General features: G+C 57.0%; 28 protein-coding genes and 1 pseudogene. 7 read left to right on the plus strand and 22 right to left on the minus strand.

Going from position 1 to position 25,549, the window contains the following annotated elements:
• Position 1: 1 nt before the first annotated feature.
• Positions 2–475 carry an RNA pyrophosphohydrolase gene (locus tag AC0V60_RS06690; RefSeq protein ID WP_486177718.1) on the plus strand — a complete coding sequence of 158 codons (474 nt, stop codon included), beginning with the start codon at positions 2–4 and terminating at the stop codon, positions 473–475.
• A gap of 95 nt (positions 476–570) precedes the next feature.
• Here the strand turns inward: AC0V60_RS06690 and AC0V60_RS06695 are convergent, their stop codons facing one another.
• From AC0V60_RS06695 to AC0V60_RS06725, 7 genes are all read right to left on the minus strand, one after another.
• Complete coding sequence (locus AC0V60_RS06695) at positions 571–1,164, minus strand: glutathione S-transferase family protein (protein WP_486177719.1); 594 nt, start codon at positions 1,162–1,164, stop codon at positions 571–573.
• Positions 1,165–1,187: 23 nt separating this feature from the next.
• Positions 1,188–1,682: a tetratricopeptide repeat protein gene (locus AC0V60_RS06700; RefSeq protein ID WP_486177720.1), complete on the minus strand. Its 495-nt coding sequence runs from the start codon at positions 1,680–1,682 to the stop codon at positions 1,188–1,190.
• A 77-nt stretch (positions 1,683–1,759) separates the two neighbouring features.
• Positions 1,760–2,950, minus strand: coding sequence for an RsmB/NOP family class I SAM-dependent RNA methyltransferase (locus tag AC0V60_RS06705; RefSeq protein WP_486177721.1), 1,191 nt, complete (start codon positions 2,948–2,950; stop codon positions 1,760–1,762).
• Positions 2,947–3,198 (minus strand): hypothetical protein, encoded by a 252-nt coding sequence (locus AC0V60_RS06710; protein WP_486177722.1) that lies wholly within the window; start codon positions 3,196–3,198, stop codon positions 2,947–2,949. Before AC0V60_RS06710 ends, AC0V60_RS06705 begins: the two co-directional genes overlap by 4 nt.
• A 5-nt stretch (positions 3,199–3,203) precedes the next feature.
• Positions 3,204–4,664 (minus strand): IMP dehydrogenase, encoded by a 1,461-nt coding sequence (gene guaB, locus AC0V60_RS06715; protein WP_486177723.1) that lies wholly within the window; start codon positions 4,662–4,664, stop codon positions 3,204–3,206.
• 94 nt (positions 4,665–4,758) lie between these two features.
• Positions 4,759–6,231, minus strand: coding sequence for a M20/M25/M40 family metallo-hydrolase (locus AC0V60_RS06720; protein WP_486177724.1), 1,473 nt, complete (start codon positions 6,229–6,231; stop codon positions 4,759–4,761).
• An 11-nt stretch (positions 6,232–6,242) separates the two neighbouring features.
• The gene (locus AC0V60_RS06725; protein WP_486177725.1) at positions 6,243–6,995 is read right to left on the minus strand and encodes a 3-hydroxybutyrate dehydrogenase; all 753 of its coding nucleotides are present in this window, start codon (positions 6,993–6,995) and stop codon (positions 6,243–6,245) included.
• 179 nt (positions 6,996–7,174) lie between these two features.
• Between AC0V60_RS06725 and ypfJ the strand changes: the two genes are divergently transcribed.
• Positions 7,175–8,047 carry a KPN_02809 family neutral zinc metallopeptidase gene (gene ypfJ / locus AC0V60_RS06730; RefSeq protein WP_486177726.1) on the plus strand — a complete coding sequence of 291 codons (873 nt, stop codon included), beginning with the start codon at positions 7,175–7,177 and terminating at the stop codon, positions 8,045–8,047.
• A complete protein-coding gene (locus tag AC0V60_RS06735) occupies positions 8,025–8,642 on the plus strand; it encodes a hypothetical protein (protein ID WP_486177727.1) in 618 nt (205 codons plus the stop codon). Before ypfJ ends, AC0V60_RS06735 begins: the two co-directional genes overlap by 23 nt.
• A gap of 63 nt (positions 8,643–8,705) precedes the next feature.
• Here AC0V60_RS06735 and AC0V60_RS06740 read toward each other — a convergent pair whose 3' ends face one another.
• Together AC0V60_RS06740 and AC0V60_RS06745 are read right to left on the minus strand one after the other, a co-directional pair.
• A complete protein-coding gene (locus AC0V60_RS06740; protein ID WP_486177728.1) occupies positions 8,706–10,571 on the minus strand; it encodes a M56 family metallopeptidase in 1,866 nt (621 codons plus the stop codon).
• Positions 10,568–10,972 carry a BlaI/MecI/CopY family transcriptional regulator gene (locus tag AC0V60_RS06745; RefSeq protein WP_486177729.1) on the minus strand — a complete coding sequence of 135 codons (405 nt, stop codon included), beginning with the start codon at positions 10,970–10,972 and terminating at the stop codon, positions 10,568–10,570. The genes AC0V60_RS06740 and AC0V60_RS06745 overlap by 4 nt, the downstream gene beginning before the upstream one ends.
• A 151-nt stretch (positions 10,973–11,123) precedes the next feature.
• Here AC0V60_RS06745 and AC0V60_RS06750 point away from each other — a divergent pair, with 151 nt between their 5' ends.
• Positions 11,124–12,701 carry an esterase-like activity of phytase family protein gene (locus tag AC0V60_RS06750; RefSeq protein WP_486177730.1) on the plus strand — a complete coding sequence of 526 codons (1,578 nt, stop codon included), beginning with the start codon at positions 11,124–11,126 and terminating at the stop codon, positions 12,699–12,701.
• On the opposite strand, the gene AC0V60_RS06755 is transcribed toward AC0V60_RS06750, so the two are convergent.
• Positions 12,702–13,691 carry a C13 family peptidase gene (locus AC0V60_RS06755; RefSeq protein WP_486177731.1) on the minus strand — a complete coding sequence of 330 codons (990 nt, stop codon included), beginning with the start codon at positions 13,689–13,691 and terminating at the stop codon, positions 12,702–12,704.
• A 191-nt stretch (positions 13,692–13,882) separates the two neighbouring features.
• On the opposite strand from AC0V60_RS06755, the gene AC0V60_RS06760 reads away from it, so the two are divergent.
• A complete protein-coding gene (locus tag AC0V60_RS06760) occupies positions 13,883–14,038 on the plus strand; it encodes a hypothetical protein (RefSeq protein WP_486177732.1) in 156 nt (51 codons plus the stop codon).
• Here the strand turns inward: AC0V60_RS06760 and AC0V60_RS06765 are convergent.
• From AC0V60_RS06765 to sdhC, 5 genes are read right to left on the minus strand one after another with little or no spacing between them, the layout of a single operon-like run.
• A complete protein-coding gene (locus AC0V60_RS06765) occupies positions 14,035–14,574 on the minus strand; it encodes a hypothetical protein (protein WP_486177733.1) in 540 nt (179 codons plus the stop codon). The genes AC0V60_RS06760 and AC0V60_RS06765 overlap by 4 nt on opposite strands.
• A gap of 6 nt (positions 14,575–14,580) precedes the next feature.
• Positions 14,581–15,243 (minus strand): hypothetical protein, encoded by a 663-nt coding sequence (locus AC0V60_RS06770; protein WP_486177734.1) that lies wholly within the window; start codon positions 15,241–15,243, stop codon positions 14,581–14,583.
• Between the two features lies 1 nt (position 15,244).
• Positions 15,245–17,077 (minus strand): succinate dehydrogenase flavoprotein subunit, encoded by a 1,833-nt coding sequence (sdhA, locus tag AC0V60_RS06775; RefSeq protein WP_486177735.1) that lies wholly within the window; start codon positions 17,075–17,077, stop codon positions 15,245–15,247.
• Positions 17,077–17,463, minus strand: a complete 387-nt coding sequence (sdhD, locus tag AC0V60_RS06780) for a succinate dehydrogenase, hydrophobic membrane anchor protein (RefSeq protein WP_486177736.1) — start codon at positions 17,461–17,463, stop codon at positions 17,077–17,079. Before sdhD ends, sdhA begins: the two co-directional genes overlap by 1 nt.
• Before the next feature lie 3 nt (positions 17,464–17,466).
• Positions 17,467–17,856, minus strand: a complete 390-nt coding sequence (sdhC, locus tag AC0V60_RS06785) for a succinate dehydrogenase, cytochrome b556 subunit (RefSeq protein WP_486177737.1) — start codon at positions 17,854–17,856, stop codon at positions 17,467–17,469.
• A gap of 108 nt (positions 17,857–17,964) precedes the next feature.
• Between sdhC and AC0V60_RS06790 the strand changes: the two are divergent.
• Both AC0V60_RS06790 and AC0V60_RS06795 read left to right on the plus strand, forming a co-directional pair.
• A pseudogene (locus AC0V60_RS06790) lies at positions 17,965–18,691 on the plus strand (SDR family NAD(P)-dependent oxidoreductase).
• A gap of 124 nt (positions 18,692–18,815) precedes the next feature.
• Complete coding sequence (locus AC0V60_RS06795) at positions 18,816–19,730, plus strand: 50S ribosomal protein L11 methyltransferase (RefSeq protein WP_486177738.1); 915 nt, start codon at positions 18,816–18,818, stop codon at positions 19,728–19,730.
• A 7-nt stretch (positions 19,731–19,737) separates the two neighbouring features.
• Here the strand turns inward: AC0V60_RS06795 and AC0V60_RS06800 are convergent, their stop codons facing one another.
• The 7 genes from AC0V60_RS06800 to AC0V60_RS06830 all read right to left on the minus strand — a co-directional run bounded on the left by AC0V60_RS06800 (position 19,738) and on the right by AC0V60_RS06830 (position 25,283).
• The gene (locus AC0V60_RS06800) at positions 19,738–20,985 is read right to left on the minus strand and encodes an RNA polymerase sigma factor (RefSeq protein ID WP_486177739.1); all 1,248 of its coding nucleotides are present in this window, start codon (positions 20,983–20,985) and stop codon (positions 19,738–19,740) included.
• Positions 20,986–20,988: 3 nt separating this feature from the next.
• A complete protein-coding gene (locus AC0V60_RS06805; RefSeq protein WP_486177740.1) occupies positions 20,989–21,354 on the minus strand; it encodes a YciI family protein in 366 nt (121 codons plus the stop codon).
• Positions 21,355–21,453: 99 nt separating this feature from the next.
• On the minus strand, positions 21,454–21,948 hold the full coding sequence (locus AC0V60_RS06810; protein WP_486177741.1) for a CinA family protein: 495 nt from the start codon (positions 21,946–21,948) through the stop codon (positions 21,454–21,456).
• 9 nt (positions 21,949–21,957) lie between these two features.
• Complete coding sequence (locus AC0V60_RS06815; RefSeq protein WP_486177742.1) at positions 21,958–22,302, minus strand: hypothetical protein; 345 nt, start codon at positions 22,300–22,302, stop codon at positions 21,958–21,960.
• Between the two features lie 14 nt (positions 22,303–22,316).
• Positions 22,317–24,389, minus strand: coding sequence for an NAD-dependent DNA ligase LigA (gene ligA, locus AC0V60_RS06820; protein WP_486177743.1), 2,073 nt, complete (start codon positions 24,387–24,389; stop codon positions 22,317–22,319).
• Positions 24,379–24,720: a hypothetical protein gene (locus tag AC0V60_RS06825; RefSeq protein WP_486177744.1), complete on the minus strand. Its 342-nt coding sequence runs from the start codon at positions 24,718–24,720 to the stop codon at positions 24,379–24,381. Before AC0V60_RS06825 ends, ligA begins: the two co-directional genes overlap by 11 nt.
• A gap of 44 nt (positions 24,721–24,764) precedes the next feature.
• A complete protein-coding gene (locus tag AC0V60_RS06830; protein WP_486177745.1) occupies positions 24,765–25,283 on the minus strand; it encodes a hypothetical protein in 519 nt (172 codons plus the stop codon).
• Positions 25,284–25,549: the final 266 nt, after the last annotated feature.

The following is a 25,549-nucleotide window of genomic DNA, read 5'->3' on the forward strand; positions in this document are numbered from 1 at the left end:
AATGAGTGACCTTCCTTACCGCCCATGCGCAGGCTTTATGCTGGTGAATGCCGACGGGCTCGTTTTTGTTGGCGAGCGTATCGACAAGCGCGCGCATGGTTTCTGGCAAATGCCGCAAGGGGGGATTGATCAGGGCGAAGACCCCAAGACCGCCGCCTTGCGTGAGCTTGAAGAAGAGACAGGCATTAGCGCGGACCAGGTTGAGATTATCGCGGGCGGGTCAAAGACCTTCAAATACGACCTGCCGCCAGAGTTGCTCGGCAAAATCTGGAAAGGCAAATATCGCGGCCAAGAGCAATATTGGTATTTGGGCCGCTACAACGGTTCAGACGCCGATATTGACCTCAACGCGCACGATCCGGCCGAATTTCAAGCATTCCGCTGGGTCAATGTGCGGGATCTACCGGAGCTGATCATCCCCTTCAAACGCACGGTTTATGAAGAGTTGGTCGCCGAGTTCGCGCCACTCATCTAAACCTTGCCCCTTATCTAGAACTTGAAAGTAATGCTCTCACGATTGTCCTTCGCACGAGCTGCTTTGAAGCTGTCCAATGCCTCGACCCTGTCAAACTAGGCGTTCACATTTGGATAGCCGCCCTCGAAAAGTCCTTTATCACGCGCGGCAAACATCGGATAAACCAGTGTAATATCGGCGCTTGTCAAATTGTCGCCGCCAAAAAATGGCTGCTTGCCAAGGTCCTCTTCCATCAGCTTCAAAATGGTTGCCATACGCGGGTCGAGGAAGAGTTTGCGCACCTCGCTGAAAACCGCCTTCAAAAGCGAGCTGATCGGCCAAGGGCTGCGGCCCTCAAGCAGGCCAAAGATCATAGCGATACTTTGCAGGTTCATGAGCGAGCCGGGCGATGAGTGATACCAAAACAAGTGCCGAGCGCGGTCTTTGTGCCCTGCCGCTGGATTGAGCGGGCTGCCGGGATATCTATCGAGGATATAGTCGATGATCGCATTGCTTTCCGCCAGCACCACATCACCATCAGTCACCACGGGGGCGGTCCCTAAGGGCGAAAGGGCCTTGTACTTATCCGGCGCAAGATGATTGTCCGTGTTGCGATTGTAGAGCTCCAGCTCATACTCCGCACCAAGCGCCTCCAGCAGCCAAAGGATGCGGAAGCTTTGCGAATATTCGAGGTGATGAAGTGTCAGCATGGCGGCGCTTCTAGCGCCCCCGCTCAGTTGGTGACAGCGCTTTCCTCAAGGCTGTCTGCGGCAAGGCGTGCTGGCGGGCCAGCGGCGATGCGCTGCTCAAGCGCAAGCGTTTCAGGGCAAGATGCACCGCACAGACTTTCAAGCCGCGATAGATTGCGCTGCGCTTTTTCAACCGCACCCTTCTCAACCAAAGCCTCGCCCTCGCCAGAGATCGCTGCGAAATTGTCAGGATCGCGCTGCAATGCCTCGCGGTAATAGCCGATGGCCTTGCCTTGCAGCCCGTCTCGGCGAGCAGCTTCGGCCAATTGAACGAAAATCGGGGTGTATGCGGGATCGACGGCAAAAGCGGCCTCGAAAGCGTCAATCGCGCCTTGGGTATCGCCAGAAGCGAGCGCCTTCTGGCCTGCTTCGATTAATTGCGCTGCCAGCGGGCTAGGCGTTTTCTCACCCGCGCTCGTCACACTCGCGGTCGTTGCTAAAAATAGTGAAAGGGCAGCGGCAACGGGCGCGAAACGCATGAATAGCTCCTTGAAGTCAGTGGGCCTTGAATTTCCAGCCCCGAGAGATGATGGCTCAGCCATGGCTCACTTAGCTATCATCCGAAATGGAGGTTGGCGACAAAAAACCCGTCTGTGTTGTCATGAAACGGTGTGAGGCGCCTGCCGTAACCGTGTTTTCGGCCAATGGGCATATCTGGCGCGCTGGCGCTCCACCCTTCGCGGCGGGCCAAAAACGCCTTGATCCGCGCAGGGCCTTCATCATCGAGCACAGAGCATGTCACAAAGGTCATGGTGCCGCCGGGCCGGGTCAAATCCGCTCCAATATCAAGCACATGATCCTGAAGCTCGGTCAGCCGTTCAAGCTCTTTGGCGTCAAGCCGCCAGCGGCCCTCTGGGCTACGCCGCCAAGTGCCGCTGCCTGAACAGGGCGCATCGACCAGAACCCTGTCCGCCTTCCCGTGTTCTGGCCCTAGCCAAGGGGCAAGCGCCTCGCGCTCTTGTTTTGGATTAAGAAGAACGGTGTGATCGACCTCAGCGCCGGCCCGCACCGCGCGAGGCGCAAGATTACCAAGACGCCGCTTATCGGTGTCGCATGCAACAAGGCTCGCCGCATTGCCAAGCTTCGCCGCCAGAGCGAGTGTCTTGCCCCCTGCCCCTGCACACAGATCGACAATCGTCTCGCCTGCTTGCGCCTCAAAGCTCTCGCACACCCATTGGCTTGCATGGTCTTGAATTTCGATCAGCCCATCGCGGTATGCAGGCCATTGCTCGACCTGTGTTCCTTGCGCAAAGCGCAGTGCATTGGGGGCAGCAAGAGGTTCGCCTTGTTCTGGTAGCTCAATCGTCTCGCGGCTCGCCTTGAGCGTGTTTACCCGGACATCAAGCGACGCACGGCCAAGCAGCCCTTTCGCCTCTTCGCCCACGATGCCTGACGCCGTCAGCTTCTTCTCCAGCCATTCAGGTGCGATCCCGATGAAGGCGGCCATTTCAGCTCCTGCCATTTTCGCCGGACCATGGGCGGACCCATCGAATAACGGCACGAGGCTCGCATCCTGTGTGGCCACCGCCAGCATGGCGGAGCGCCCGTCGTAAGGCACCTCACCGCACAGCCTAATTGCTTGATAAACAAGGTCGCGCACAGCCCGCCGGTCTTTCGACCCTGCATAACGGCGCGATTTGAAATAAGCCGAGATCAAACGGTCCGCCGGCGCGCCCTTGTTGCGGGCGCCTTCGATGATTTGGTCCAACAGCTCAATTGCGGCTTGGACGCGTGCTGAAGGTGTCATTGCGGGCGATCAAATTCGCGTTTGAACAGCGCATTCATCTCCGAACGATCAGGAAATTCAACGCAGCGGGCGGTGTATTGCAGCGCAGCGTCTTCGGCCTTCACACGCTCCAAAACCGTCGCGCTTGCAGCCTCGCATTCCGCAATGGAGGCGAACAATGCAGGCTCTCTTTGCATGGTGATGGCGTCAGGATTTTCAGGGTTCCATCCAAGGATGAAAAGCATAACTGGGATGAACTCTATCAACATGGGTCCTAACGCGTCGGGTAATTCGGGGCTTCGCGGGTGATCGCGACATCGTGCACATGGCTTTCCGAAAGCCCGGCATTGGTGATCCGCACAAACTGCGCGCGCGATTGCAAGTCTTTGATCGTCTCAGAGCCAGTGTAACCCATCGCCGCTTTAACACCGCCCACAAGCTGGTGGATGACATCGGAGGCTGGGCCTTTGAAGGGCACTTGTCCCTCAATTCCCTCAGGCACCAATTTCAGTGCAGAGACATCTTGCTGGAAATACCGGTCCGCAGATCCGCGCGCCATTGCGCCAACGCTGCCCATACCGCGGTACGCTTTATAAGAGCGCCCTTGATAAAGGAACACTTCGCCGGGGCTTTCCGCAGTCCCTGCCAGCATTGAGCCGACCATGACGCTGGATGCGCCGGCCGCAAGAGCTTTTGCCGCATCGCCAGAAGTGCGAAGGCCGCCGTCTGCGATCACGGGAACGCCCGATTTTGCCGCTTCTTCGGCGCTTTCCATCACTGCGGTAAGCTGCGGCACGCCAACACCGGCAACAACGCGGGTGGTGCAGATTGAACCGGGGCCAATGCCCACTTTCACAGCATCCGCGCCTGCGTCAATCAATGCGCGTGTAGCCTCTGCGGTTGCGACGTTGCCCGCGACAACCTGTACCGAGTTGGAGAGAGCTTTCACCCGCTCAACCGCGCGGCTCACATCTTGGTTGTGGCCGTGAGCTGTGTCGATCACGACAACATCGACTTCGGCATCAACCAAAGCCTCGGTGCGCGCAAAGCCTTTGTCGCCAACAGTGCTTGCCGCCGCGACGCGGAGACGCCCTGCGCTGTCCTTGGTTGCATGCGGGTAATTGACCGCCTTCTCGATGTCCTTGACGGTGATCAGGCCGATGCATTTGTAATCATCATCGACCACAAGCAGTTTTTCAATCCGGCGCTGATGCAGCAAACGGCGCGCGGCTTCTTGACCTGTACCGAGCGGTACGGTCGCAAGGTTCTCAGTCGTCATAAGTTCGCGAACAGGCTGAGCGGGGTTTTCCGCAAAGCGCACATCGCGGTTGGTGAGAATGCCGACAAGCTTGCCCGCATTATCGGTCACGGGAATGCCGCTGATCCGGTGTTGATCCATCAAAGCTTGAGCATCGCCAAGAACAGCGTCAGGCCCGATGGTAATCGGGTTCACAACCATGCCGCTTTCAAAGCGCTTGACCGCGCGAACGGCTGCAACTTGCTCATCCAAATCCAAATTGCGGTGAAGAACGCCAATGCCGCCCAACTGCGCCATCACAATCGCCATGTCCGCTTCGGTCACGGTATCCATCGCAGAGGACAGTACCGGAATATTGAGAGCAATATCCTTGGTCAGCTGCGTATGCGTATTCGCCATGCTGGGCAGCACATTGCTTTCCGCAGGGCGAAGGAGAACATCGTCAAAAGTAAGGCCGAGGGGGATTTCAGTATGCACGTCGTGGCTTTCATCGGAAGTGGAGCGATTCGTGCAAGTCCCTGTAGGGCGGACTTTCATTGAGCGCTAGAGGCGAGCCACTCGCTATCGGCGACTACTGCGAGGCAGCGGTGTCATTTGCGGGATAGCTTTGCACCGAGGCAAGGCGCTTGACGAGGCTTTCGTGAAGGAACAGATCATCCACAGCGCCTCCCATTTCAAGCTCTCCCACATCGTCGGTTGGCCGGTGATAATCTGTGGCAAGATAAGGGCCTATCACGATTTCTGAAGCAAAGGCGGTCGACAAAAGAACGGACGGAACGCCGCGCTCAAGCAGCACCCAGCCATCGTGACGGCGAAGAAAACTGTCCGCAAAATCGCGGTTGCCCAGTTCCAGACCGCGCGCCTCAAGCTCCTGCGCTATCACCGGGTCAAGCTTGGTGAGCCCCTCTCCCACAAGTCCAAACGCGCCGCCTGCACGCGCAACCGCGACGGAATCGAAGTTAAATGCGGCGACAACCCCCTCAAGCGGCATGGGAGGCGCATCAGCGAAGGCTTTCGCGCCTAGTAACCCTGCTTCTTCCGCACTGGTAGCGACCAGATAGATATCGCGGTCATGTGGACCTGCCGCTCTCAACCGCGCCGACAGCTCAAGCAGCAAAGCAACCCCGGACGCATTATCAACCGCGCCATTGCAAATCGGGTTAGGTGTCCCGCTTGCGCATTCCCCGAGGTGATCCCAATGCGCCATCAAGACAAGCGACCCTGCACCCGGTAACGCACCAGGAATGCGGCCAATGACATTAGAGCTGGTAAATTCGCGGTGATCAGAACGCGCATCAATCGCGATGGTCGCTTCAAGAATTTCGGACTGAAAGCCAGGGCTTTGCGCCAGAGCGGTCATACGCTTCCACTCACCCTCAGGCAGTGCAGAGGCTAAGGCCTCGGCGGTCACAAATGCGATCAAACGATTGGAGGTTTCATTTGCAAGCAAAAGACGCTTTCTACCAAGAGACTTGCGCAGCTCATTGAGCGCCCGCTTACTGCGCACCACGCTTAAGACAGCCGCTGGATTGGCAGCAAACAAGGCCTCCCGCTGGGCCTCATTGGTGCGCGACTGCATCACTACAGCGATACGGCCTCGGATCTTATCGGCAGGGATATCAGCAATGCGCGGGCCCACAAAAATGACCTCTACACCGTCGATCAAAACGCGGCTGCTTGTTGAGATAGCGGCGCTCTGGTCCTCGGGAAGGACGAGGGAGCCCTTTGCCGTGCGCACTGTGATGACATGGCTAACCGGCTCAGTGCTGATCAACTCAAAGGGTGCCCGCCACGCGCTGCCCGGATCATTTGTGCCCGATTGCAGACCAATTTCCTGCATGCGGTCAATGATATAAGACACGGTGCGCTCACCGCCCGGTGTGCCCGGCATGCGCCCGCCAAATTCGTCGCTGGCAAGCACTTCGATATCGCGCAACATCCGCTCTGCTGCAGCGTCCCGTTCAATCTGCAGGTTTGGTCCCGATGGAACTGTCGCGCACGCGGCGAGCACGCAGCACAAGGCCGCCACCATCCAAGACCGCAAGCCCCCATCCATTATTCAGCCGTCCAGCCTCCATCAATGCTCCAATTGGCACCGGTCACATTGGCCGCTTCATCCCGGCATAAGAACACTGCAAGAGCTCCGATTTCGTCAGGCTGAACGAACTTTTTGGTTGGCTGTTTGGCAAGAAGCACATCGTTGATCACTTCATCACGCGAAAGACCGCGCGCGGCCATGGTATCGGGAATTTGCCCTTCAATCAGAGGCGTCCACACATATCCCGGCGAAATACAATTGGCAGTAACACCGGACCTTGCCAGTTCCAAAGCGATGGTCTTGGTAAAGCCATCAACCGCATGTTTGCTGGCATTGTACGCGCTTTTGAAAGGCGATGCGCTCTTGGAGTGTGCGCTTGCCGTATTGATAATGCGCCCCCAGCCCTTTTCTTTCATATGAGGCACGGCAAGGCGCGTTGTGTGAAAAACCGCGCTAAGGTTCAGCGCGATGATTTGATCCCATTTCTCAGCCGGAAAGTCCTCAACCGGCGACACATGCTGCATCCCGGCGTTGTTTATGAGGATATCAACACCCCCCGCCTCTCGCATCATCGCCTCAATCGCCAAAGGGTCGAGCATATCTGCGCCCTGATGCGCCGCACCCAGTTCCTCGCACAAAGCTGCAATTTCCGCTTCATCGCCAAAACCGTTGAGGATGACCTTCGCCCCTTGCGCGCTCAATGCGCGGGCCATGGCAAGGCCGATTCCTGATGTTGACCCTGTGATTAACGCGCGTTTGCCTTCAAGCATAAGACCAGTTTCCTTTTTTGCAGAGCCGTTGCGAGCTCGTCCAAGACGTGTACGATGCCTCAGAAGAACTTTTGCGGCGCAAATCGGCTGTGTCCAGTGAATTGCGAACCATCTGGATGTTGGTAGGTATATCAGTAAGGCTGGGAGCAAAATTTTTTAGGGCAAATGAGGAGAATGCCGTGCGGCTAGGGCGGTATGATACATCAAAGATCAAAGTCAGGTCCGCTGGTGGCGGCGCGCGTGGGCGCGTAGGCAAAGCAGGCGGTGTTGGATGCGGCACGATTGTCGTTGCAATAATCGCAGCGCTAATATTCGGCGTTGATCCGATGCAGACAATCGGAATGCTAGAAGGCGGACAAAGCCAATCTGGCCAAACAAGTCAGCAACCAAACTTGACAGTAGACCAGCTGTGCTCAAGCGGCCCCTACGCCCAAGAGGCGTGTCAGGCGATGACGAGCCTCAACGAAACGTGGGCCCCCATTATTCGTCAGTCTGGCTTGCGGTTTGAGGAGCCTGAATTGGTGCTCTACCCGCCCGGGCCAGTTTCCACCCAGGGGTGCGGGCGTGCGAGTTCTGCCGCAGGCCCGTTTTATTGCCCGGCAGACCTTGGCATTTACATCGAAACCGGCTTTTTCGACCAGCTTGCACAGATGTCTGGCACCAACGGCGACTTTGCGCGCCTGTATGTCATGGCGCATGAATACGGCCATCACATCCAAAACTTGACCGGCCTTTCGTCCCAAGTGCGCAGCGCGCAGGCGCAAAACCCTCGTCAGGCAAACCAATTGCTAGTGCGCCTTGAACTTATGGCCGATTGTTACGCAGGTGTTTGGGCAGGCCAGAACCGCGCACTAATAGACCCCGGTGATCTGGAAGAGGGAATGCGCGCGGCAAGCGCAGTTGGCGATGACACCCTACAAAGCCGAGCGGGTCAACGGATCAGCCCTGAAAGCTTCACCCATGGAACCAGTCAGCAGCGCATGGAAGCGCTCAGACGCGGATTGCAGAGCGCGGATGCAGGAGAGTGCAATGTTTATTTCAACGAGGGCTAAGGCTGCATTGGGCTGTACATTGCTGGCCCTTAGCCTTCCGGTTCACGGCGCGCATGCGCAAATGATGACGGAAGACCCGGACGCGATGGACGTGGCGCGCACACCGCTTGAAGACTTCAACATCATGTCCGAGGACATCCCGGATGCGCTCCTCGCGGCCGCTAAAGATCCCTATGCGATCTCAGGCCTGAACAGCTGCAATGACCTTGTTCAACAGATTGCGGGCTTGGACAATATCTTGGGCCCTGATCTTGATATTCCACAGGATGAAGCACGCAGGATCAGCGCAGGACGCATTGCTAAGAGCGTTGTCGGTTCATTCATCCCCTTTCGCAGCATTGTGCGCGAGGTATCAGGTGCCAACAAGAAACGCACAGAACTGCGAATAGCGGTGACCGCTGGAATGATGCGCCGCGCTTATTTGAAAGGAATGGGTGAAGCGCGTGGATGCAGTTACCCCGCTAAACCCCGGCGCGATCTGACTCCTGTCACGGACTACAGCCCGTCTAATATCCCGCCCAATATTGAGCGTGATATCTCTGCCGATGAAGCGGTACAGGATGCAAATCAGGATTTGATGCCCGTTGGCCGATAAAAACCGGCACGAAAGCTCTTGCCTCCGCGCCGGTCATTGAAACTTGAGTTCGCGCAATGGCGTTTAACGCGCTTCGCTCTCCCACCGTGAAATGACACGGTCGATCTCGCGCAGAGCGCTCGCGCGGGCCGCACGGTCCATATCGGAGCTTCGGATTGAGGAGCGCGCTTCGCGAAGGCTTTTGAGTGACTGCGCCATCAGACCTTTTTTACAGACGCGAATGATCTGAACGCCGTCGTCATCGGTGGAACTCGTCACGAACTCGGTGTCAGTGCCCGTGCAACCGGAGACCACTTGCAGGCGGCGCTCCAGACCGATCCGTGAACCATCCGCTGCGCTTCGCGCTACTTCAGCCTCGGCCTGCGCCTTTTCAATGATCTCAGGGAGCTCTTCTATCACCTGATTGGCTTCTTCCAGACTTTCACGCACTTCCTCAAGGATTTCATCGATTTGCTCATCGCTGAGCTTACCTTGTGCATCCAGTTCCGAACGATCGAAGAAGCGCACCGAATTGCCGCGGCCTTTCAGCAGTACACGAGAATTCTTGGAGCGCTCAAACAGCTTTTCCAGATCCTCTTTGCTCATGCCTGTGGAACCAGAGAAATCGAAACCTTCGAAGAACCGAGCTTCCCCCTCGCCTCTTTCAAAGACGAAGCGCTTCTCCTGATCGCCTTCTGCAAATTTCCAGACGAAGACATCGTCGCCAATCTCTCCATCGCTTGAGACATTTCCGTCAGGATCAATGGCGGTGATGCGTTTTTCAGAAAGAGCGGCCTCGGCCTCCTGCGCAGTGGAAAGCGCCCCTTGCACATCGGGCCCGGGCGAAGCGATCGCAGGAGCCACGTCCGATTGCGCAACCTGCGGCGCTTCGCTTGCGGCATAGCTAATTGAGGCGGTCATTGGCAGCGCCGCCACAGCAGCGCCGAGCATAAGCCTGCCCGCCACCCGGCTTTTCATATTGGTATTGTCCATTTTCAGGCTCCTTAAACGATGAACAATCGACTTTTCGCCCAGAACCGGACACGCCATTGGCGCGGTGAGCGCATGGCTTGGCGGTCCATCCGGGCAAGCTGCGAAACTGACGATTAGATTGGCATAGACCTCGCGGTCCTCGCGCTCAGCTTTTTGCATGACGCGGGCATCGCAGGCTGCCTCTTGATCGCGGCGCAGAGCCAGCCAGCCATAGCGGCCAAGCGGGTTCCACCAATGGATCGCAAACAAAGGCTGGACCAAAATATTGGCAAGAAGATCGCCGCCTTTGTGGTGCTGAAGCTCGTGTGCGAGAGCGAGATCGCGTGCCTGACGGTCAGGCAAAGCCATAAATCCATCGGGCAGGGCCACGACTTTATCCAAGACCCCAAAGGCGAGCGGCGCTTTGGTGCCCGGTGTCTCCACCAAGCGCACAGACCCTGCCCGGCCCACCTCTCTCCCATCTTCGAGCAATGCACTGCGAAGCTGGAAGTAGGCCAGAAAACGTGAGCTTAGAAAAATGGCGGCGCCGATAAGCCACGCAGCGACACCCACAGCAAAGAGCGTCTCAAGATCGGGACTGAAGACCTCGAAAAAACTGCTTTGGGATGTAGGTGTTTGGGTGATTGCTGATGGGTTATCGGTCGCCGCACCCAAAGCATTATCGGGGTGCGCCGCAACAATGCTTTGGGAATGCGCCTCGCGGTTTCGCAACGCGGTTGTGAGATTTACTTGGGCCCCGGATGAGACAAGCACCGGGTCAGCGGCGGCCTCTTGCGCAGTGACGCGCATCCAAGCGGGCAATTCGATGGGCGGTAGTATCAGCCTGAGTGCAGGCAATGCCCACAATGCATAAGCAATCTGCGGGCCAAAGGTCCGGGCAACAGGCCGGCGGACCAGAAGGACAAAGACAATCAGGACCGCTGTCCAAATCAGCGTTTCAATGAGCCAACCGGTCATGATTTGAGCTCCTTCAAAAGAGCTTCAATCTCGCTCAGATCATCGTGCGTCAAAGCTTCGGTTTCAGCCAGATGCGCAACAAGCGAAGACGCTTTGCCGCCGAAAAGCCGGTCCACCAAACGCCGCGATTCCCCGCCGACATATTCTGATCGTTCGATCAAAGGACTGTAAAGATAGCGCCGACCGTCGGGACGCGTTTCAATCGCGCCCTTTTGAACAAGCCGCGAAAGCAGTGTTTTGACGGTGGGAAGGCTCCACCCGCGCGCACCGCAAACCTGCTCGCAAACATCCGAAGCCGTCGCAGTGCCCTGATCCCACAGAGCCTCCATCACCGCGTGTTCGGCCTCGCTGATCCGCTCTGGGCTTGGATTGCCCGCCTTCCTCAAGTCTGACTTACTCAAGTCTGCCTCCTCTAACCCTAGGCAAAAAAGTTCTGCGCCGGGCGAATGATTACGCCTGTAGTCATGTCGACTACGACTGTAAACATTGCTCCTAGATGAACGTATGGAATGACCCCTTGTTTCTCGGCGAGAGGCCGATATTGCAGGACGAATGACATTGAGACTGCTATTGACCGCGATCCTTTTGACGAGCGTTCTTGCGGGCGTATCGGGACAAGCAAGCGCGCAAGATGAAATCTTTGCTGAAACTCAGCCAGTTGAACTCAACCCTGAGGCACCGGACTCCCGTGAAGCTGGTGAGCTGATCTTTCGCGGCGGGTTGGAGATCGCGCCAGGCAAGGAAGAGATCGGCGGCATTTCTGGCCTCACTTGGCATCAAGGCCGGCTCTATGCAGTCAGCGATGATGGGCACTGGCTCACGATGGAGACCGATGAATTTGATGGTCAGTTGATCGACCTGCTGAATGTTGCACGCGGCTCCCTGCTGGATGAGCGCGGAAAACGGCTCAAAGGCAAGGGCGATAGCGATGCCGAGGCAATAGAGCATGTGGCGATGGGCGGCTGGATGGTCGCATTCGAGCGTAACCACCGGATCATGTATTACGCAGATCTTGCGTCTTCCGGCACCACGGTAAACGAGAGCGAAGCGGGTGATGCGGTGTCTCTGGTGGAAAACGCTGAACCAAACGCTGGCCTTGAAACTCTCAGTTTCACAACAGATTCCTTTATCGCATGCGGAGAATGGGCCCGCCCCGGCGAGGCGAATTGCGTGCGATCAACAAACAAAGGCACTGCTAGGTTCGAACTCTCAGCCCCGCCATCCCTTGCTGAACATGGCGGCGCACCCACAGACGCGGCCTGTCTTGAGAATGGTGATTGCTTTGTCTTATTCCGCAGCTTCACTCCCGGCGAAGGCAACCGCGCCGCGGTCGTAAAGCTACCCTTTGAAGGCGAGCCTGAGACCCTAGCGGTCCTCGCACCTCCAATGACCCTCGACAATTTCGAAGGGCTCGCGGTGCGCAGTGAGGCTGGGAAGACATTCCTTTATATCGTTTCAGACAACAATTTCTCCAAGGACCAGCGCACGCTTCTCATGAAGTTCGAGATTAAGGCGCCTGAACCCGTCATCATTCCCCCGCCATCTGAGCCAGAGATTGTCTACGAAACGCAGGACGTCATACTCGAAACCAATAAAGGCGCGATCACCATCCGTCTTGAAATGGAGCGGGCACCCATCACCGCCGCCAATTTCCTCGCCTATGTCGATGAGGGGCGCTTTGAGGGCACCAAGTTTTACCGCGCAATCAAGTTCGAAGTAGAGCCTACACCCCACGGTCTCATCCAGGGCGGTACGCAATATGACCGCAAGCGGCTTCGCCCCGATATCGCGCATGAGGCCACCTCTGAAACCGGCCTTAGTCACACCCACGGTGCGGTCTCCATGGCGCGGCTGGCCCCCGGGACGGCTAATGGTGACTTCACGATTATGCTCGGCAATCTGACCAGCCTCGATGCAAAGCCTGAGGCGGCCGATCCAAACGAGCGGGCCGGCTTTGCTGTGTTTGGCTATGTGGTGGAAGGCATGGATGTGGTTGCCGCAATTCACGCCAGCGACATTGACCCGGCTGAGAATGAAGGCACGTTTGCAGGTGAAGTGCTCGCAAAACCGGTTGTCATTTTGAAAACACGGCGCGCTGATCCTGACCCAGACGCCGAAGAAGGCGAGTAATCACTTTTCTATCGCTGGACGTCCTACAGGTTGGCTTGCATCCTGCGGCATCCGAGCCTCAAGCTGGGGCAACCATTGGTCCACCCCTACGCCAATCGCGTTCTGGGGCAGCGATGCAAGAAGACGTTGCTGACTTTCCCATCCGGCGATCTGAAGCGCTGCGGCGTTGGCGGCATCCAAAAGCGTTTGCGGTTTTCGAAGCTCGCGATTGATCAGCGCGTCGCCGAAAAGCGTCCAATCGTTCTCAGGCTTGCAGCCGAATGAATTGCGCTCAGCCGCTGAAGCGGTGAGTATCGCTGTATCGCGCGCAGCGAGTGCGGGCACAAACACACCCGAATGACACGCGCTGATGATCAGAATGCGGCGTTCGATCCCCAGCTCTTCCAAGGCAGATTTAAGCCGCGCGGGCGAAAGAATGCCGTAACCGCTGTCGCCGTAATGATAGGCAAGACCAAGCTTATTGCCGTGGCTGGTGGTGTAGAGCACGAGAACGTCTTCGCCCGTGTCCATAATCTCTGAAATACGTGCGAGCGATATCAGCAAGCTTTCGATCGAGCCCTTTGGCAGATCATCGCGTGCACCGTCTGGGCCGGCAAGTGTGAGGGTGCGCCCTGCTCCATCGTATCTCCGGCCCAAAACCCGCCCTGCCTCTCGCGCTTCGCGGGCAAACACAGGATCGCTGTCGAGTGCAATGGAGATAACATAGGCATCAACGGTCCCCGGTCTTTGAGCTTGCAAATTTGCAAGAGAGTTGTCCAATCGGCGCCTCTGAGCCACCATCTCGCGAACAGGAACACCGCGGTTAAGTTCCGGCGCGCCTTCCATGCTTTGGGCAAGCTCATCTGGTGATTGGCCAGCTGCGATATTGGGCCAAGGCTGCGTGTGTTCGGGCGGCTGGTTGGGATTTTCCTGCGAAAAAGCGGTTACCGAAATCAAAAGTGACGCGCAACACAGCGCGGCGAGAGAGACGGTGCTAAACGCTTTTTTCATAAAGTAACTCATCACGAAGTGCGTTTGCCGCGTCAAGGCCCAGCATCGCCGCCAAGCTTGTTCAGCTGCACCGGTCTGCCAATCCTGCATTGTGTCGCACGGATACAATGCAAATGGCCGCGGAGGACTTACACACGCTTTGGCACGAACGCACTGGGGCCGATGTGCACGCACCATTTGGGGGAATGGTCATGAATGACGATCCACGAAACACTCACCGTGCCGCCGACCTGGCGGCACCTGCGCAAAATCTGGTATACGGCCTTTTTGGCAGAAGGATTGCGCCTGTTGGCGCGGCAAAACTGCAATCCGCTGGTTCAGATGAACCCACCGACAAAGCCGCTTAAGGATGGCTTCCGGCTAAGTTTGTGTGCCTGTTGCGGGCAAGGTCACTCGCCATTTGTGAAGGCCGAAATCCGCGCCCTGTGATCAGCCGATTGAAGTCGCCGGCATGATCAAAGTGCTGCAATTGCCGGTGGTAGTAATTGATATATTCAAGGATCGTGAGGACGGCTGCGACGGTGATCGAAACCTTGTCCGCCGTTGATGCACCAATATGAAAGAGCCAAACGGCGGAAATTAGCCCAAGCGACAAGACACTCGAGATGGCAAACGCCCGTTGGAGTTTGTGAGCCCAAGGCAAAAAATTTTTGAGAGTTTGCGGCTGCCCCTCCAACTGATGCAACTTAGCCCGCCAGTAGAGGCCGCCCAGCAGCAGAAGCCCGCACATAGGCAAACACGCTAAGACCAACCAAAGACTCGCGTCTTGTTCGAGCCAGATGCTGGCGAATACCATGAACGCTGGCACAAGCACCGCATTGCCCATCTCCATCTTCCAATAGGAAGAAAGGCGGGAGCGGAGGCGACACTTGATACTATCCATCAGAATTCAAAACAAAGTCATCTGCTCCCGTTTTCTAGGAGCACTGGGGTCATTCAATTTGCTCATCGGCATTTTTGCGAGCTTCAATTTCTGAAGTTGATCTTTACCGAGACCACCTACAAACTTTGCGAACTGCTCCCGATGAAATTTCTGTTCAGGTTCAACGTGTCGCACCCTAAGCAAGTTGGCTAACTTGCCCAAAACCTTCACCCGCTCGGGCGATTCGAGAGAGTCGATCACTCCCACTTGGATCGCGACCACATGCTTTTCTTTGTTTAGATAAACAAGAGCTTCAACATACTCATAATAGTTCACCGAATGCGCGATGTGTTTGCTGGATATGGAAAAAAAGTAGTCGTGCATTTCTAGAAATGCCTTTGCATGTCTTTCGACATCCTCCCTAGTGAGGTTCAACCTCTTCCCTTTATTAAAACATCTACGGTATCTTATCAGCGCCGAATCAAGAAGTGCACGGTCAGTATCAAGACGGCTGTTACCTTCCCTTGAGCCGTTGAAATTAGCACAGGCGACCTCTACCGCCTTCAAATCATTAGCTATTCCGACAAAGTCTGCAGCCTTATCACCGGCCCTAGACCGTACTTGATATGCATCCGCTATGACCTCGCCAGTCTCTTCGGATGTAAGGCACATGATCGGGTCTTCAATCAAATCAATAAACTCGCGCTTTCGGCTCGATATAACTCGTATCCTCAGTGAGCGTGTACTCATGCACAGGACGGTAATCGATGCGGATGTTGGAGCCTTGACCGCCCCAACCCTCGAACCATGCCACCGTGTGCTTCATCCATTCCGCATCGTTGCGGTCGGGGAAGTCCTCGTGTGCGTGTGCGCCGCGGCTTTCTTTGCGGTTTGCAGCAGAGGCCATGGTGACATTGGCTTGGCTCATCAGATTGTCGAGCTCTAGCGTCTCGATCAGGTCCGAGTTCCAGATGAGCGATTGGTCGGTCACATGAATGTCTTCCATGCGTTTATTCTGCTCAGCAAGCAGTTTTACGCCCTCATCCATCAGCTCGCTATCGCGGAAAACGGCGCAGTGTTTCTGCATCGCTTTCTGCATATCGCTGCGGATTGCTGCGGTGGGTGAACCGCCCTTGGCATAGCGGAAATGGTCAAGACGGGTGAGCGAGAAGTCTGCGCTGTCGGTTGGCAGCTCAGGCTGAGCTGCGCCCGGTGTGAGCGTCTCTTTAAGGTGAAGACCAGTTGCGCGGCCAAAGACCACAAGGTCAATGAGCGAGTTTGAACCGAGACGGTTCGCACCGTGGACCGACACACAGGCCGCTTCGCCAACAGCATAAAGGCCCGGCACAACCTCATCAGGATTGCCATCCTTGCCGATGGTCACAACCTGACCGTGATAGTTACACTGAATACCGCCCATGTTGTAGTGAACGGTCGGCGTTACCGGCAGAGCCTCTTTGGTCAGGTCCACGCCTGCGAAAATCTTGCCGCTTTCGGTGATACCCGGCAAACGCTGAGCCAAAACGTCTGGCGCAATGTGATCGAGGTGCAAGTGAATATGGTCGCCGTCCGCGCCGACGCCGCGTCCTTCGCGCATTTCGAGAGCCATCGAACGGCTCACAACGTCGCGCGATGCGAGGTCTTTTGCGGAAGGCGCATAACGCTCCATAAAGCGTTCGCCTTCGGAGTTGGTCAAATAACCGCCCTCACCCCGTGCGCCCTCTGTGATCAGCACGCCCGCGCCGTAAATGCCGGTCGGGTGGAATTGCACAAACTCCATGTCTTGCAGCGGAAGACCAGCGCGCAGCACCATGCCGCCGCCATCGCCAGTGCAAGTGTGCGCAGAAGTCGCAGTGTAATAGCAACGGCCATAACCGCCGGTTGCGAGCACCACGGATTGCGCGCGGAACCGGTGGATCGTGCCATCATCAAGGCACTGCGCCATAACGCCAACGCACTTTCGCACGCCGTCGACATCCGCCATGATCAGATCGAGCGCAAAGTACTCGATAAAGAAGTCGGCATCATACTTCAGGCTCTGCTGATAGAGCGCGTGAAGCATTGCATGGCCGGTACGGTCGGCTGCGGCACAGGTGCGCTGCACTGGCGGACCATCGCCCATGTTCTGCATATGGCCGCCAAACGGGCGCTGATAGATGGTGCCGTCTTCATTGCGGCTAAACGGAACGCCTGCATGCTCGAGTTCGTAAACCGCCTGCGGCGCTTCGCGAACGAGATATTCGATAGCATCCTGATCGCCCAGCCAGTCTGACCCCTTCACGGTGTCATACATATGCCAGGTCCAGTGATCGGGCGTATTATTGCCAAGCGAAGCCGCGATGCCGCCCTGCGCTGCAACCGTGTGCGAGCGAGTCGGGAAAACCTTGGATATGTTCGCAGTGCGCAGGCCAGCTTCGGCAGCACCAGTGGTCGCGCGAAGGCCGGAGCCCCCTGCACCAACCACCACCACATCGTAAACGTGGTCGATGATTTTATAAGCGTCGTTTGCGGGTGCAGTTGCCATCAGGCAGCTCCTGTCAATGCGAGGCGGGCAATGCTAAATAGAGCAAATGCGCCGCCGCCAAATGCGGCAAGGTTGAGAGCGGTCAGTGTGCCAAATTTCAGACCCGCTTCGTGAACGTAGTCCTCAACCAGAACCTGAAGGCCAAGCTTCGCGTGGTAAAACACGCTGATAATCAAAAGCATCATAGGTACAGCGGCAATCGGCTGAGAAATCCAGCCGCTGACCGTTTCATACGAATAATCGGTGAGAAGGACGAAGCTTGTGATGAGCCACGTCATCAAAATGAGATTGCCAACCGCTGTCGTGCGCGCAATCAACCAGTGATGCGCGCCCTCATGCGCAGAGCCCAATCCGCGAACGCGGCCGATGGAAGTGCCGTTACCCATGGCTTACGCTCCTTTTCCAAAGAGGAGAAAACCCCAAAGGGCAATCGTCAGCAGAATTGCTATGATCGGCGAAGCGATCGACCAAAACTTATTCGTATCAAGCTCGTAGCCGGCGCCAATATCGAGAACAAAGTGCCTCAGTCCGCTCATCATATGGGTGAAGAACGCCCAAGTGAGCCCGACAAGCACAACATATCCAATCGGAGAGCTCGCGGCGGCAAGAAACGTCTCATACGCCTCTGGCCCGCTCGCCAGCGCGCCAAGCCACCAAACCAGAACACCAAGGCCAACCAAAGCCATACCATCGCCAGTTGCGCGGTGAAGGATCGAAACCAGCATATGGGGTCCCCACCGCCATATTTGAAGGTGCGGCGAAAGCGGTCTTTGGGTCATACTGGTCTCATATCGATTGTTTATCCCACACTCACTTAGCGAAGTGGGCCACGGGCGCAAGCCTGCATGCGCTCGACTTTACTTGCAATTTTCCCGATAGGTGGTTGCATGAGTTACATCCTCGTCACTGGAACAAGCCGCGGGATCGGCCGCGCAGCCAAAGAAGCGCTGGAAAGCCGCGGGTTCACTGTCATTGGTCACGCCACCCGCGCTGGTGGTCCTGATACTGTCGCTGCAGATTTTGCAGACCCGCTTGCTGCACAAACCCTGTGGAATGAAGCACTTGAGATAAGCGGCGGCGACATATTGGCGGTCGTGAACAATGCTGGACTATTCGAACACAACTCGCTTGATTCTGTCCGACATTGAATGGCTCGACCGGTGGGAAGACACCATCCGCATCAATCTCACAGCCGCCGCGCAGCTCAGCCGATATGCCGTGCGCCATTGGCAAAGCCGGCTGGCCGGCAAGAGCGGAGAGCGCGGCCGCCTTGTTCATGTGGCTAGCCGGGCTGCCTATCGCGGCGACTCGCCGGCTCACTGGCATTACGCTGCGGCAAAAGGCGGAATGGTGGCGATGCACAAGACCATCGCGCGCGCTTATGCAGCAGAAGGCATCTTAAGCTATGCGATCACACCGGGCTTTACCGACACATCTATGGCAGGAGACTATTTGCAAAGCCGGGGAGGTGCTGGGCTTTTGACAGACATTCCGCTTGGCCGAGTAGCGCAGCCAGCGGAAATTGCCTCAATGATCACCTACTGCGCTCTTGACGCACCGCCCAGCATGACCGGCGCAGTTCTTGATGCAAATGGTGCGAGCTTTGTGCGGTAGATATCGCACAAAGCTCGCAAAAAGCACTTTGGTTTCATAGGCTAGTTACTTACAGTTCGCTGAGTGATGCGAGCGCCCAGTAGCTGAGATGGCGCATGCATGCTGCAATAAAGAGGAAATTCCCGTGGCTCTTTCCGCTAGCTGGAAACTTATCGCTTACGCTCCAAAGAAAATCGTTCAGGCGGCTCTTCTTGCCCATGATAAAATCGAAGACTGGGACATTAATCTCGTTATTTCGGGCCACGAAATCAGCGAAGACCGACCGCAGGATTGGGTCCTTGAAGGGTGGTGTCCGTCACGACCTACCAACACTCAAATATCAGCGATCACAGGCCTGTTTGAAGGCGTCCCCCCCGCGATAGAAGTCGAGGAAATCCCTGCAACGGACTGGGTCGCGGAGAGCCAGCGCGGCACACCGCCAATCCGGGCGGGCCGCTTTTTCGTGCACACACCCGATTATGATCCTGATCCAGACCTGATCAATTTTGCCATCCCCGCAGCTCAGGCATTTGGGACAGGTCAGCATGAAACCACCGCTGGATGTCTCGAAGTATTGAGCACTATGAAAGCGACCGGTATGCGCGTCCGGCGCATTGCGGACATAGGTACAGGCACCGGGCTTCTTGCCTTTGCAGGTGCCAAATTATGGCCGATGGCTCAGGTAACTGCATCCGATATTGACGCTGTGTGCGCAGACGTCGTCCATTTCAATGCAACGCTCAATTCGGTTCCGATCGGTCCCATGTCAAGCGAAGTCACAATGGTGATCGCCGACGGTATGGAAGACCCGCTCTTGCGCCTTCGCGGGCCATACGATCTGCTTATTGCGAACATTCTGGCCGGGCCATTGGTCGACTTGGCCCCTGACTTTGCGAGCGCGGTGGCACCAGGGGGAAGCGTGCTTCTTGCAGGTCTTCTTACAGGAAAGCAGGAAAGCGCAGTGCGCAGAACCTATCGCCGCGTGGGTTTCCGCCTAGCCGGAAGGTTGGAGCGCGGAGATTGGGCGATCCTGTGGTTCCGCCGCCGCAAAGTGATCTGAGGGCGGTCTAAGGGCCTTTGACCTCCGCTAGTTTCCGTTCAAGAAACAACCGCTCAGCCCTAGGGGGATCAAGCGCGATTGCCCGTTTGTACATCTCTTCGGCCTCTGGCGGTCTCCCAAGTTGCAAGAGCAGTTCGGCGCGCGCTGCATAGTAAGGCCGCGCGGACTGAAGCTTGGCGCCGTCGATGGCGTCCAGGGCAAACAAACCCGCCTCGGGACCCTGCGCTTTAGCCAAAGCCACCGCTCGATTGAACTCAGTGACGGGTCCAGGCCGCAATTTCACAAGAGCATCGTAGAGCCTGACAATAGCCTCCCAATCCGTCTGCCCATCAGATCCGCGTCCCAACAATCCGCGTTTGGCATGGATGAGTTGGATCGCTGCCATCAATTGATAGGGGCCAATCCGGCCAATTTGGGCTGCGTCCTCCATCCACGCCCTCGCCTGTTCAACCGCGCGAAAGTCCCAAAGCGCGGTGTCTTGCTGCGACAAAGGCACCATCGCACCGTCGCTATCCACCCGGGCAGCAGCGCGCGAATCTGCAAGCACAGTCAATGCGGCACACCCCAAGACCTCTGGCTCTTGTGGTAACAACTCCGCCACAAGCGAGGCTAAGCGTGCAACCTCTTGCCCTGCGTGGGCACCGTCGATCTGCGAGCGTTCACCGCCCGCGTCTTGGTAAGCGACCGTGTACGCCAATTCGAGCGTCAGCAGCACCGCATCCAACCGCTCACCCCAGGCAGAACGAGCGGGCATCTCAAAGGGAATACCGGCTTTAGCCACTTTTTGTTTGGCGCGTGTGATGCGCTGAAACATGGCGGGCTCGCTTGTGAGGAAAACGCGGGCAATTTCGGAAACCGGCAGCCCGCAAATCACTTTGAGCGCCAAAGCAGCCCTCGCCTCGGCCGCGATGGCTGGGTGGCAACAGATGAAGATGAGCCTCAATCGCTCATCCTGAACGGGGTCCGGGAAAGCAAGCACTTGCGCTGACATTTCGCTGATTTGCTCCCCTTCCTCGATTAAACGGGCCTCGGTCTGGCTGCGCCTGATGGTGTCGACAATCACCCGCTTTCCCGCAGCAATTAGCCACGCCGCCACATTGTCGGGAGCCACCTTCTGTTTCAGACACCGGGCTGCGCTTTCAGCAAACGCGTCTTCCGCCAAATCCAAGTCGCGGCAGTGCACGGCAAGGGCGGCGACCACTTTTGGCCGTGCATCGCTTATCGCAGTGGCAAAGGCGCGATCAGCCCCGCTCACCGGTCACCCCATTTCCTCTTCGGGAAACACAGGGCGAATTTCGACCGCACCGTTGCCGGGAATGGGAATGAGCTTCGCCCACTCGATCGCAGCATCAAGGTCGGGCGTATCGACGATGTAAAAACCGCCAAGCTCCTCATGCGTCTCAGCAAAAGGCCCATCATGCACTGCGGCCGCGCGCCCACCTTCATAACGCAAAGTGGTCGCCGTGTGCGCCTCGCGCAGCCGTTCACCCGACCATTGCACGCCGGCTTCGTTGAGCTTCTCAGCTAGCTTCATATGGCCCGCAATCGTTGCTTCCATCACGGCCGCAGCGTCCTCGCCGGAATAGGCGTCTTCGCTTTCATGGATCATCAAGATGTATTGCATTGCGTTAGTCTCCGTCTGTGGCCCACGCCGTTTCAGCGAGGCTCTGACAGGAAGACGAATGGAGCAAGCGAGTTTCGACACGCCCACTTAAATTTTTCGCTAGGAAATTGTCTTTTCCATAAAATTCAGTGCATTGCGAGTGAATGCGTACATGTTTGCAATCCGGTCATCGCTGTCAGTCTCAAGCACAGTGTGCGCAACGAAATCATCAGGCCCCGCAATCGCGACCACGCTGAGACCCGAAGGTGCGCCTCCGGGATGCTTTGATCCCCCGACTGAGCCGCTTTCCGCCAATCCCCACTCAGCGTGCATATTGTCTCTGATCGAGCGCGCCTGAAGTTCGGCATATTCCTGGCACGGCCCACGAATGCCTTTATACGCCTCGCGTGGTTGGTCGAAGAGGACATCGCGCGCGCGAAAGGAATAGACAACGCCGCCGCCTACAAAGAAATTGAGCGCACCCGGAACGGTGAGCAAGGTGGCCATGATCATCCCGCCCGTCGCCCCATCAGCCACCGCGATTTTCTCACCGCGCGCGCGCAAATGCCCCGCAATCCGTAATGCTTGCGGGTGCAGTTCGCGCAATATGTCCATCGGTGAACGTTAGATTTTGCCGTAGAAGGATGTCGCGGTTTCGCGCTCTTCGCCTTCGACGCTCGTGGCCATGCGCCAGAAAACGCCAAGGAAAAAGCCCATCAGGACGCCGAGCCCCGGATAACCGGTGGCAAGGCCAGCAGCCGCGCCTGCAAGAACGCAAAAGCCGATTTTGCTCATCAGAGCGTCGGTCATGCGATCTTTAGGCTCTGTGACTTGTTTTGCCAGCATGTAGAAAGCACCGGCGATCACGCCGTAGACAATGCCAAGCTCAAGATAGCCAGTGACCGAACCGACGACAGCGCCCCAAAGCGCCCCGTGAATAAGTTCGCTGCGAAAGAGATCGTTGTTCATTGCGTTTTTCCTTCTTACCCACTGGCCGCCTGAACAATCTCAGCCCAACCCGCTTCGTCCAACACTTCGATCCCTAAATCTTGCGCTTTTTTCAACTTTGATCCGGCGCCAGGCCCCGCCACTAGCATATCTGTCTTAGCACTAACAGACCCTGATGCCTTTGCGCCCAATCTCTCCGCCTGAGCCTTGGCTTCATCGCGGCTCATGGTTTCGAGTTTACCAGTGAAAACAATAGTTTTGCCTGCCACACGGCTTTCGACAACTTCGACCTCATAACGCGGTGGCGACACTTGCGAGAGCAGATCTTCCCATACAGCTACGTTGTGCGGCTCGTGGAAGAAGTCGCCGAGCGCCTCGACGACGCTGGGCCCGATGCCGTCAATTGCAGTAAGTTCACTTGCAGCATCCTCATCACCAGAATGCGCCTTTTGAGCGATTTCGCGCAAAGCAGGAAGCTCATTGAGGTGCTTCAACAGGTCGCGCGCCGTTACCTCGCCTACGTGGCGAATGCCTAGCCCGAACAGCAGCCGCGCCGCATCAGGTTCGCGCTTACTATCCACAGCGGCCAACAGGTTATCGACAGACTTATCCTGCCACCCTTCAAGCGCCAAGATATCCTCGCGCCGCTGCCGAAGCCGGAAGATATCAGCGGGGCTTTCAAGCCAGCCAAGCTCAAAAAACTGCGTGATCGTTTTGGTGCCGAACCCATCAATATCCAGCGCCTTGCGGCTCACAAAATGTTCAAGCCGCTGAGTGCGCTGAGCCCCGCAGATAAGCCCGCCGGTGCAGCGCACATCGACATCATCGTCCTGCGCCACAGCCTCGCTGCCGCAAACCGGGCATTGTTCGGGGAAGACAAATGGCTCGCGCTCTTCATCGCGGGTGAGGTTTTCGACCACTTGCGGGATCACATCGCCCGCGCGCTGGATCACTACGCGGTCGCCGGGGCGCACGCCGAGACGCTCGATCTCATCTCGGTTGTGCAAGGTCACATTGGTGACCGTTACCCCGCCCACCAACACCGGAGCGAGACGGCCCACAGGTGTGAGCTTGCCAGTCCGTCCCACCTGAATATCAATCGCCTCAAGCGTCGTTTGCGCACGTTCTGCCGGAAATTTATGCGCCAGTGCCCAGCGCGGGGCCTTTGACGCAAACCCAAGCCGCGCCTGATAATCGAGCCGGTCGACCTTGTAGACCACCCCGTCAATCTCATAGCCAAGATCAGGGCGCTGCTGGCCGATCTTGTCATAATGCGCGATCATCGCATCGACGTTTTGCGTGCGCGTGAGAAACGGAGAAAGCGGGAACCCCCAGCTTTCGATCACCCGCATCATCGCTTCTTGCGTTTCACACGGGACTTCGGAAGCCGCGCCCCAGCCGTAGGCCCAAAATTTAAGCGGACGCTTTGCCGTGACGCTCGCATCTTTCTGGCGAAATGACCCAGCAGCCGCATTGCGCGGGTTCGCAAACAGCTTTGCGCCCGCCTCCTCCTGCGCGGCATTAAGCGCCGCGAAATCAGCGCGCGACATATAGACCTCGCCGCGCACTTCAAAAACGTCTGGGACGCCTTCTGGAAGCTCTTGCGGAATATCAGAAACATGCCGCGCATTGGGCGTTACATCCTCGCCCACTTGCCCATCTCCGCGCGTCGCTGCGCGCACCAACTTGCCCTTTTCGTACCGAAGCGAACACGAAAGGCCGTCGATCTTATCCTCGGCGGTGATCGCCACCGGGTCATCCTCACCAAGGTTGAGGTAACGCCGAACCCGGGACACCCACTCGGCCACCTCCTCACGATTAAAGCCATTGTCGAGGCTCATCATGCGAACCTCGTGGGTGACCTTGCTCAACGGCGATGCCGCGACTTCATGCCCAACCTTCTTTGACGGGCTGTCAGGCCGAATCAGATGCGGAAACGCCTCCTCAAGCTCACGATTGCGGCGCGTGAGCGCGTCATATTCCTGATCGGTGATCTCAGGCGCGTCGTCCGCGTGATAAAGCTTGTCATGGTGCGCGATTTTCCTCGCGAGCCGCATAAGCTCATTTGCGGCTTGGGCTTCGGATATTTGGGCAGGATCAAGTGACATTCGTGGCATTCAGAAAGATTATAGCTGCAATGAGCGAAGCTATGGACTGGATCATCCATCGCTTCCACCCTCCTGCTAAAAATTCTCTAGCGCGCACGGCCAGCAAAAGGTTGAGGAGGCCCAGCACGGTGATCGCCGCCATCAAGCCAAAGTTGAGAATTGTCGTGTCTGCGAAGAACACGCTCAGCCAATCAGGCGCATCGCTCGTCCCGGGGATCATCACATCCGCTGCGCGAAAACCCCACATAAGAAGCCCGGCAAGGCCAAATAGAGTACCGCCAAGGGAAAAGACCATCGCAATCCCCACAAGCATTGCGGAGGCTGAAGTCATCTCCTTAGCTTGTCTGCCAGTCCCCATCTTGCCCCCAACAAGCTCTAATTTTCGGGGGGATTGTCGTCAGTGGTGATCTCTACACCCTCAGGCAGCTCAAGCGGTACACCGCTATCGCTGTCCCCGACGACAACACCGTCGCCGTTCACGTCGATGCCAATCCGTAGATCCTCAAACTCGCTAAAGATCTCGCGAACGCGGGCCTCTGCCTCTTCCTCGGAAAGCTCGCCGCGCTCGGTCGCCTCGCCGATTTCGCGCAGCCGCGGCAGCGCCTCGCTCCATCTCTCTCCTGCATCCTCAGGCAATTGAACCACATCGGCAAGCTCATCGCGAATATCGCTCTCGATGGAACCGTCCGCAATCGCGCCGGATATCGCCAGTCCCAAGAAGATAGGAGCGAGCAATCCGATGCCGGCTGAGATAAAGAAAACGCGTCTGAAGCTCATCTGCGTCAGGAAATGGAGCACCACCATCGACGCCAGGGCCAGTAATGCGGCAAGGCCAACACCTGCCAAGAGAACCAGCGCCGCAAACGCCGCCAAAAGCCCACCCAGAAATTCCATGCTTAGGTCCTACCTTTAGACTGTGTTTGGATTACGGTTTGAGACAAAATTCGTATCTCACGAGAAGTGAAAGCACAGGAAGTGCAGAGCACTTTCAAGCTTTTGCGACGCTGCGCGGGCGAATTTTGGCCAAATCCCTGAAGGGACGGGCCAAGAATTGGCCAGCTATGCGTCTCTCGTCCTTGAATATGCCAAGCATTTCCTACGTCCTCACTCCTGTATCTGGCCAATTCGTGGCCCGCCGTGACCGAACACAGTCTAAAGGT

Source organism: Erythrobacter sp. S259, from assembly GCF_057364965.1.

Coding starts and splice junctions, on each gene's coding strand:
- AC0V60_RS06690 (WP_486177718.1), top strand. CDS start 2: ATGAGTGACCTTCCTTACCGCCCATGCGCAGGCTTTATGCTGGTGAAT.
- AC0V60_RS06695 (WP_486177719.1), bottom strand. CDS start 1,164: ATGCTGACACTTCATCACCTCGAATATTCGCAAAGCTTCCGCATCCTT.
- AC0V60_RS06700 (WP_486177720.1), bottom strand. CDS start 1,682: ATGCGTTTCGCGCCCGTTGCCGCTGCCCTTTCACTATTTTTAGCAACG.
- AC0V60_RS06705 (WP_486177721.1), bottom strand. CDS start 2,950: ATGACACCTTCAGCACGCGTCCAAGCCGCAATTGAGCTGTTGGACCAA.
- AC0V60_RS06710 (WP_486177722.1), bottom strand. CDS start 3,198: ATGTTGATAGAGTTCATCCCAGTTATGCTTTTCATCCTTGGATGGAAC.
- AC0V60_RS06725 (WP_486177725.1), bottom strand. CDS start 6,995: ATGCTTGAAGGCAAACGCGCGTTAATCACAGGGTCAACATCAGGAATC.
- AC0V60_RS06735 (WP_486177727.1), top strand. CDS start 8,025: ATGTTTATTTCAACGAGGGCTAAGGCTGCATTGGGCTGTACATTGCTG.
- AC0V60_RS06740 (WP_486177728.1), bottom strand. CDS start 10,571: ATGACCGGTTGGCTCATTGAAACGCTGATTTGGACAGCGGTCCTGATT.
- AC0V60_RS06750 (WP_486177730.1), top strand. CDS start 11,124: ATGACATTGAGACTGCTATTGACCGCGATCCTTTTGACGAGCGTTCTT.
- AC0V60_RS06755 (WP_486177731.1), bottom strand. CDS start 13,691: ATGAAAAAAGCGTTTAGCACCGTCTCTCTCGCCGCGCTGTGTTGCGCG.
- AC0V60_RS06760 (WP_486177732.1), top strand. CDS start 13,883: ATGAATGACGATCCACGAAACACTCACCGTGCCGCCGACCTGGCGGCA.
- AC0V60_RS06765 (WP_486177733.1), bottom strand. CDS start 14,574: ATGGATAGTATCAAGTGTCGCCTCCGCTCCCGCCTTTCTTCCTATTGG.
- sdhA (WP_486177735.1), bottom strand. CDS start 17,077: ATGGCAACTGCACCCGCAAACGACGCTTATAAAATCATCGACCACGTT.
- sdhD (WP_486177736.1), bottom strand. CDS start 17,463: ATGGGTAACGGCACTTCCATCGGCCGCGTTCGCGGATTGGGCTCTGCG.
- sdhC (WP_486177737.1), bottom strand. CDS start 17,856: ATGACCCAAAGACCGCTTTCGCCGCACCTTCAAATATGGCGGTGGGGA.
- AC0V60_RS06805 (WP_486177740.1), bottom strand. CDS start 21,354: ATGCAATACATCTTGATGATCCATGAAAGCGAAGACGCCTATTCCGGC.
- AC0V60_RS06810 (WP_486177741.1), bottom strand. CDS start 21,948: ATGGACATATTGCGCGAACTGCACCCGCAAGCATTACGGATTGCGGGG.
- AC0V60_RS06815 (WP_486177742.1), bottom strand. CDS start 22,302: ATGAACAACGATCTCTTTCGCAGCGAACTTATTCACGGGGCGCTTTGG.
- ligA (WP_486177743.1), bottom strand. CDS start 24,389: ATGTCACTTGATCCTGCCCAAATATCCGAAGCCCAAGCCGCAAATGAG.
- AC0V60_RS06825 (WP_486177744.1), bottom strand. CDS start 24,720: ATGACTTCAGCCTCCGCAATGCTTGTGGGGATTGCGATGGTCTTTTCC.
- AC0V60_RS06830 (WP_486177745.1), bottom strand. CDS start 25,283: ATGGAATTTCTGGGTGGGCTTTTGGCGGCGTTTGCGGCGCTGGTTCTC.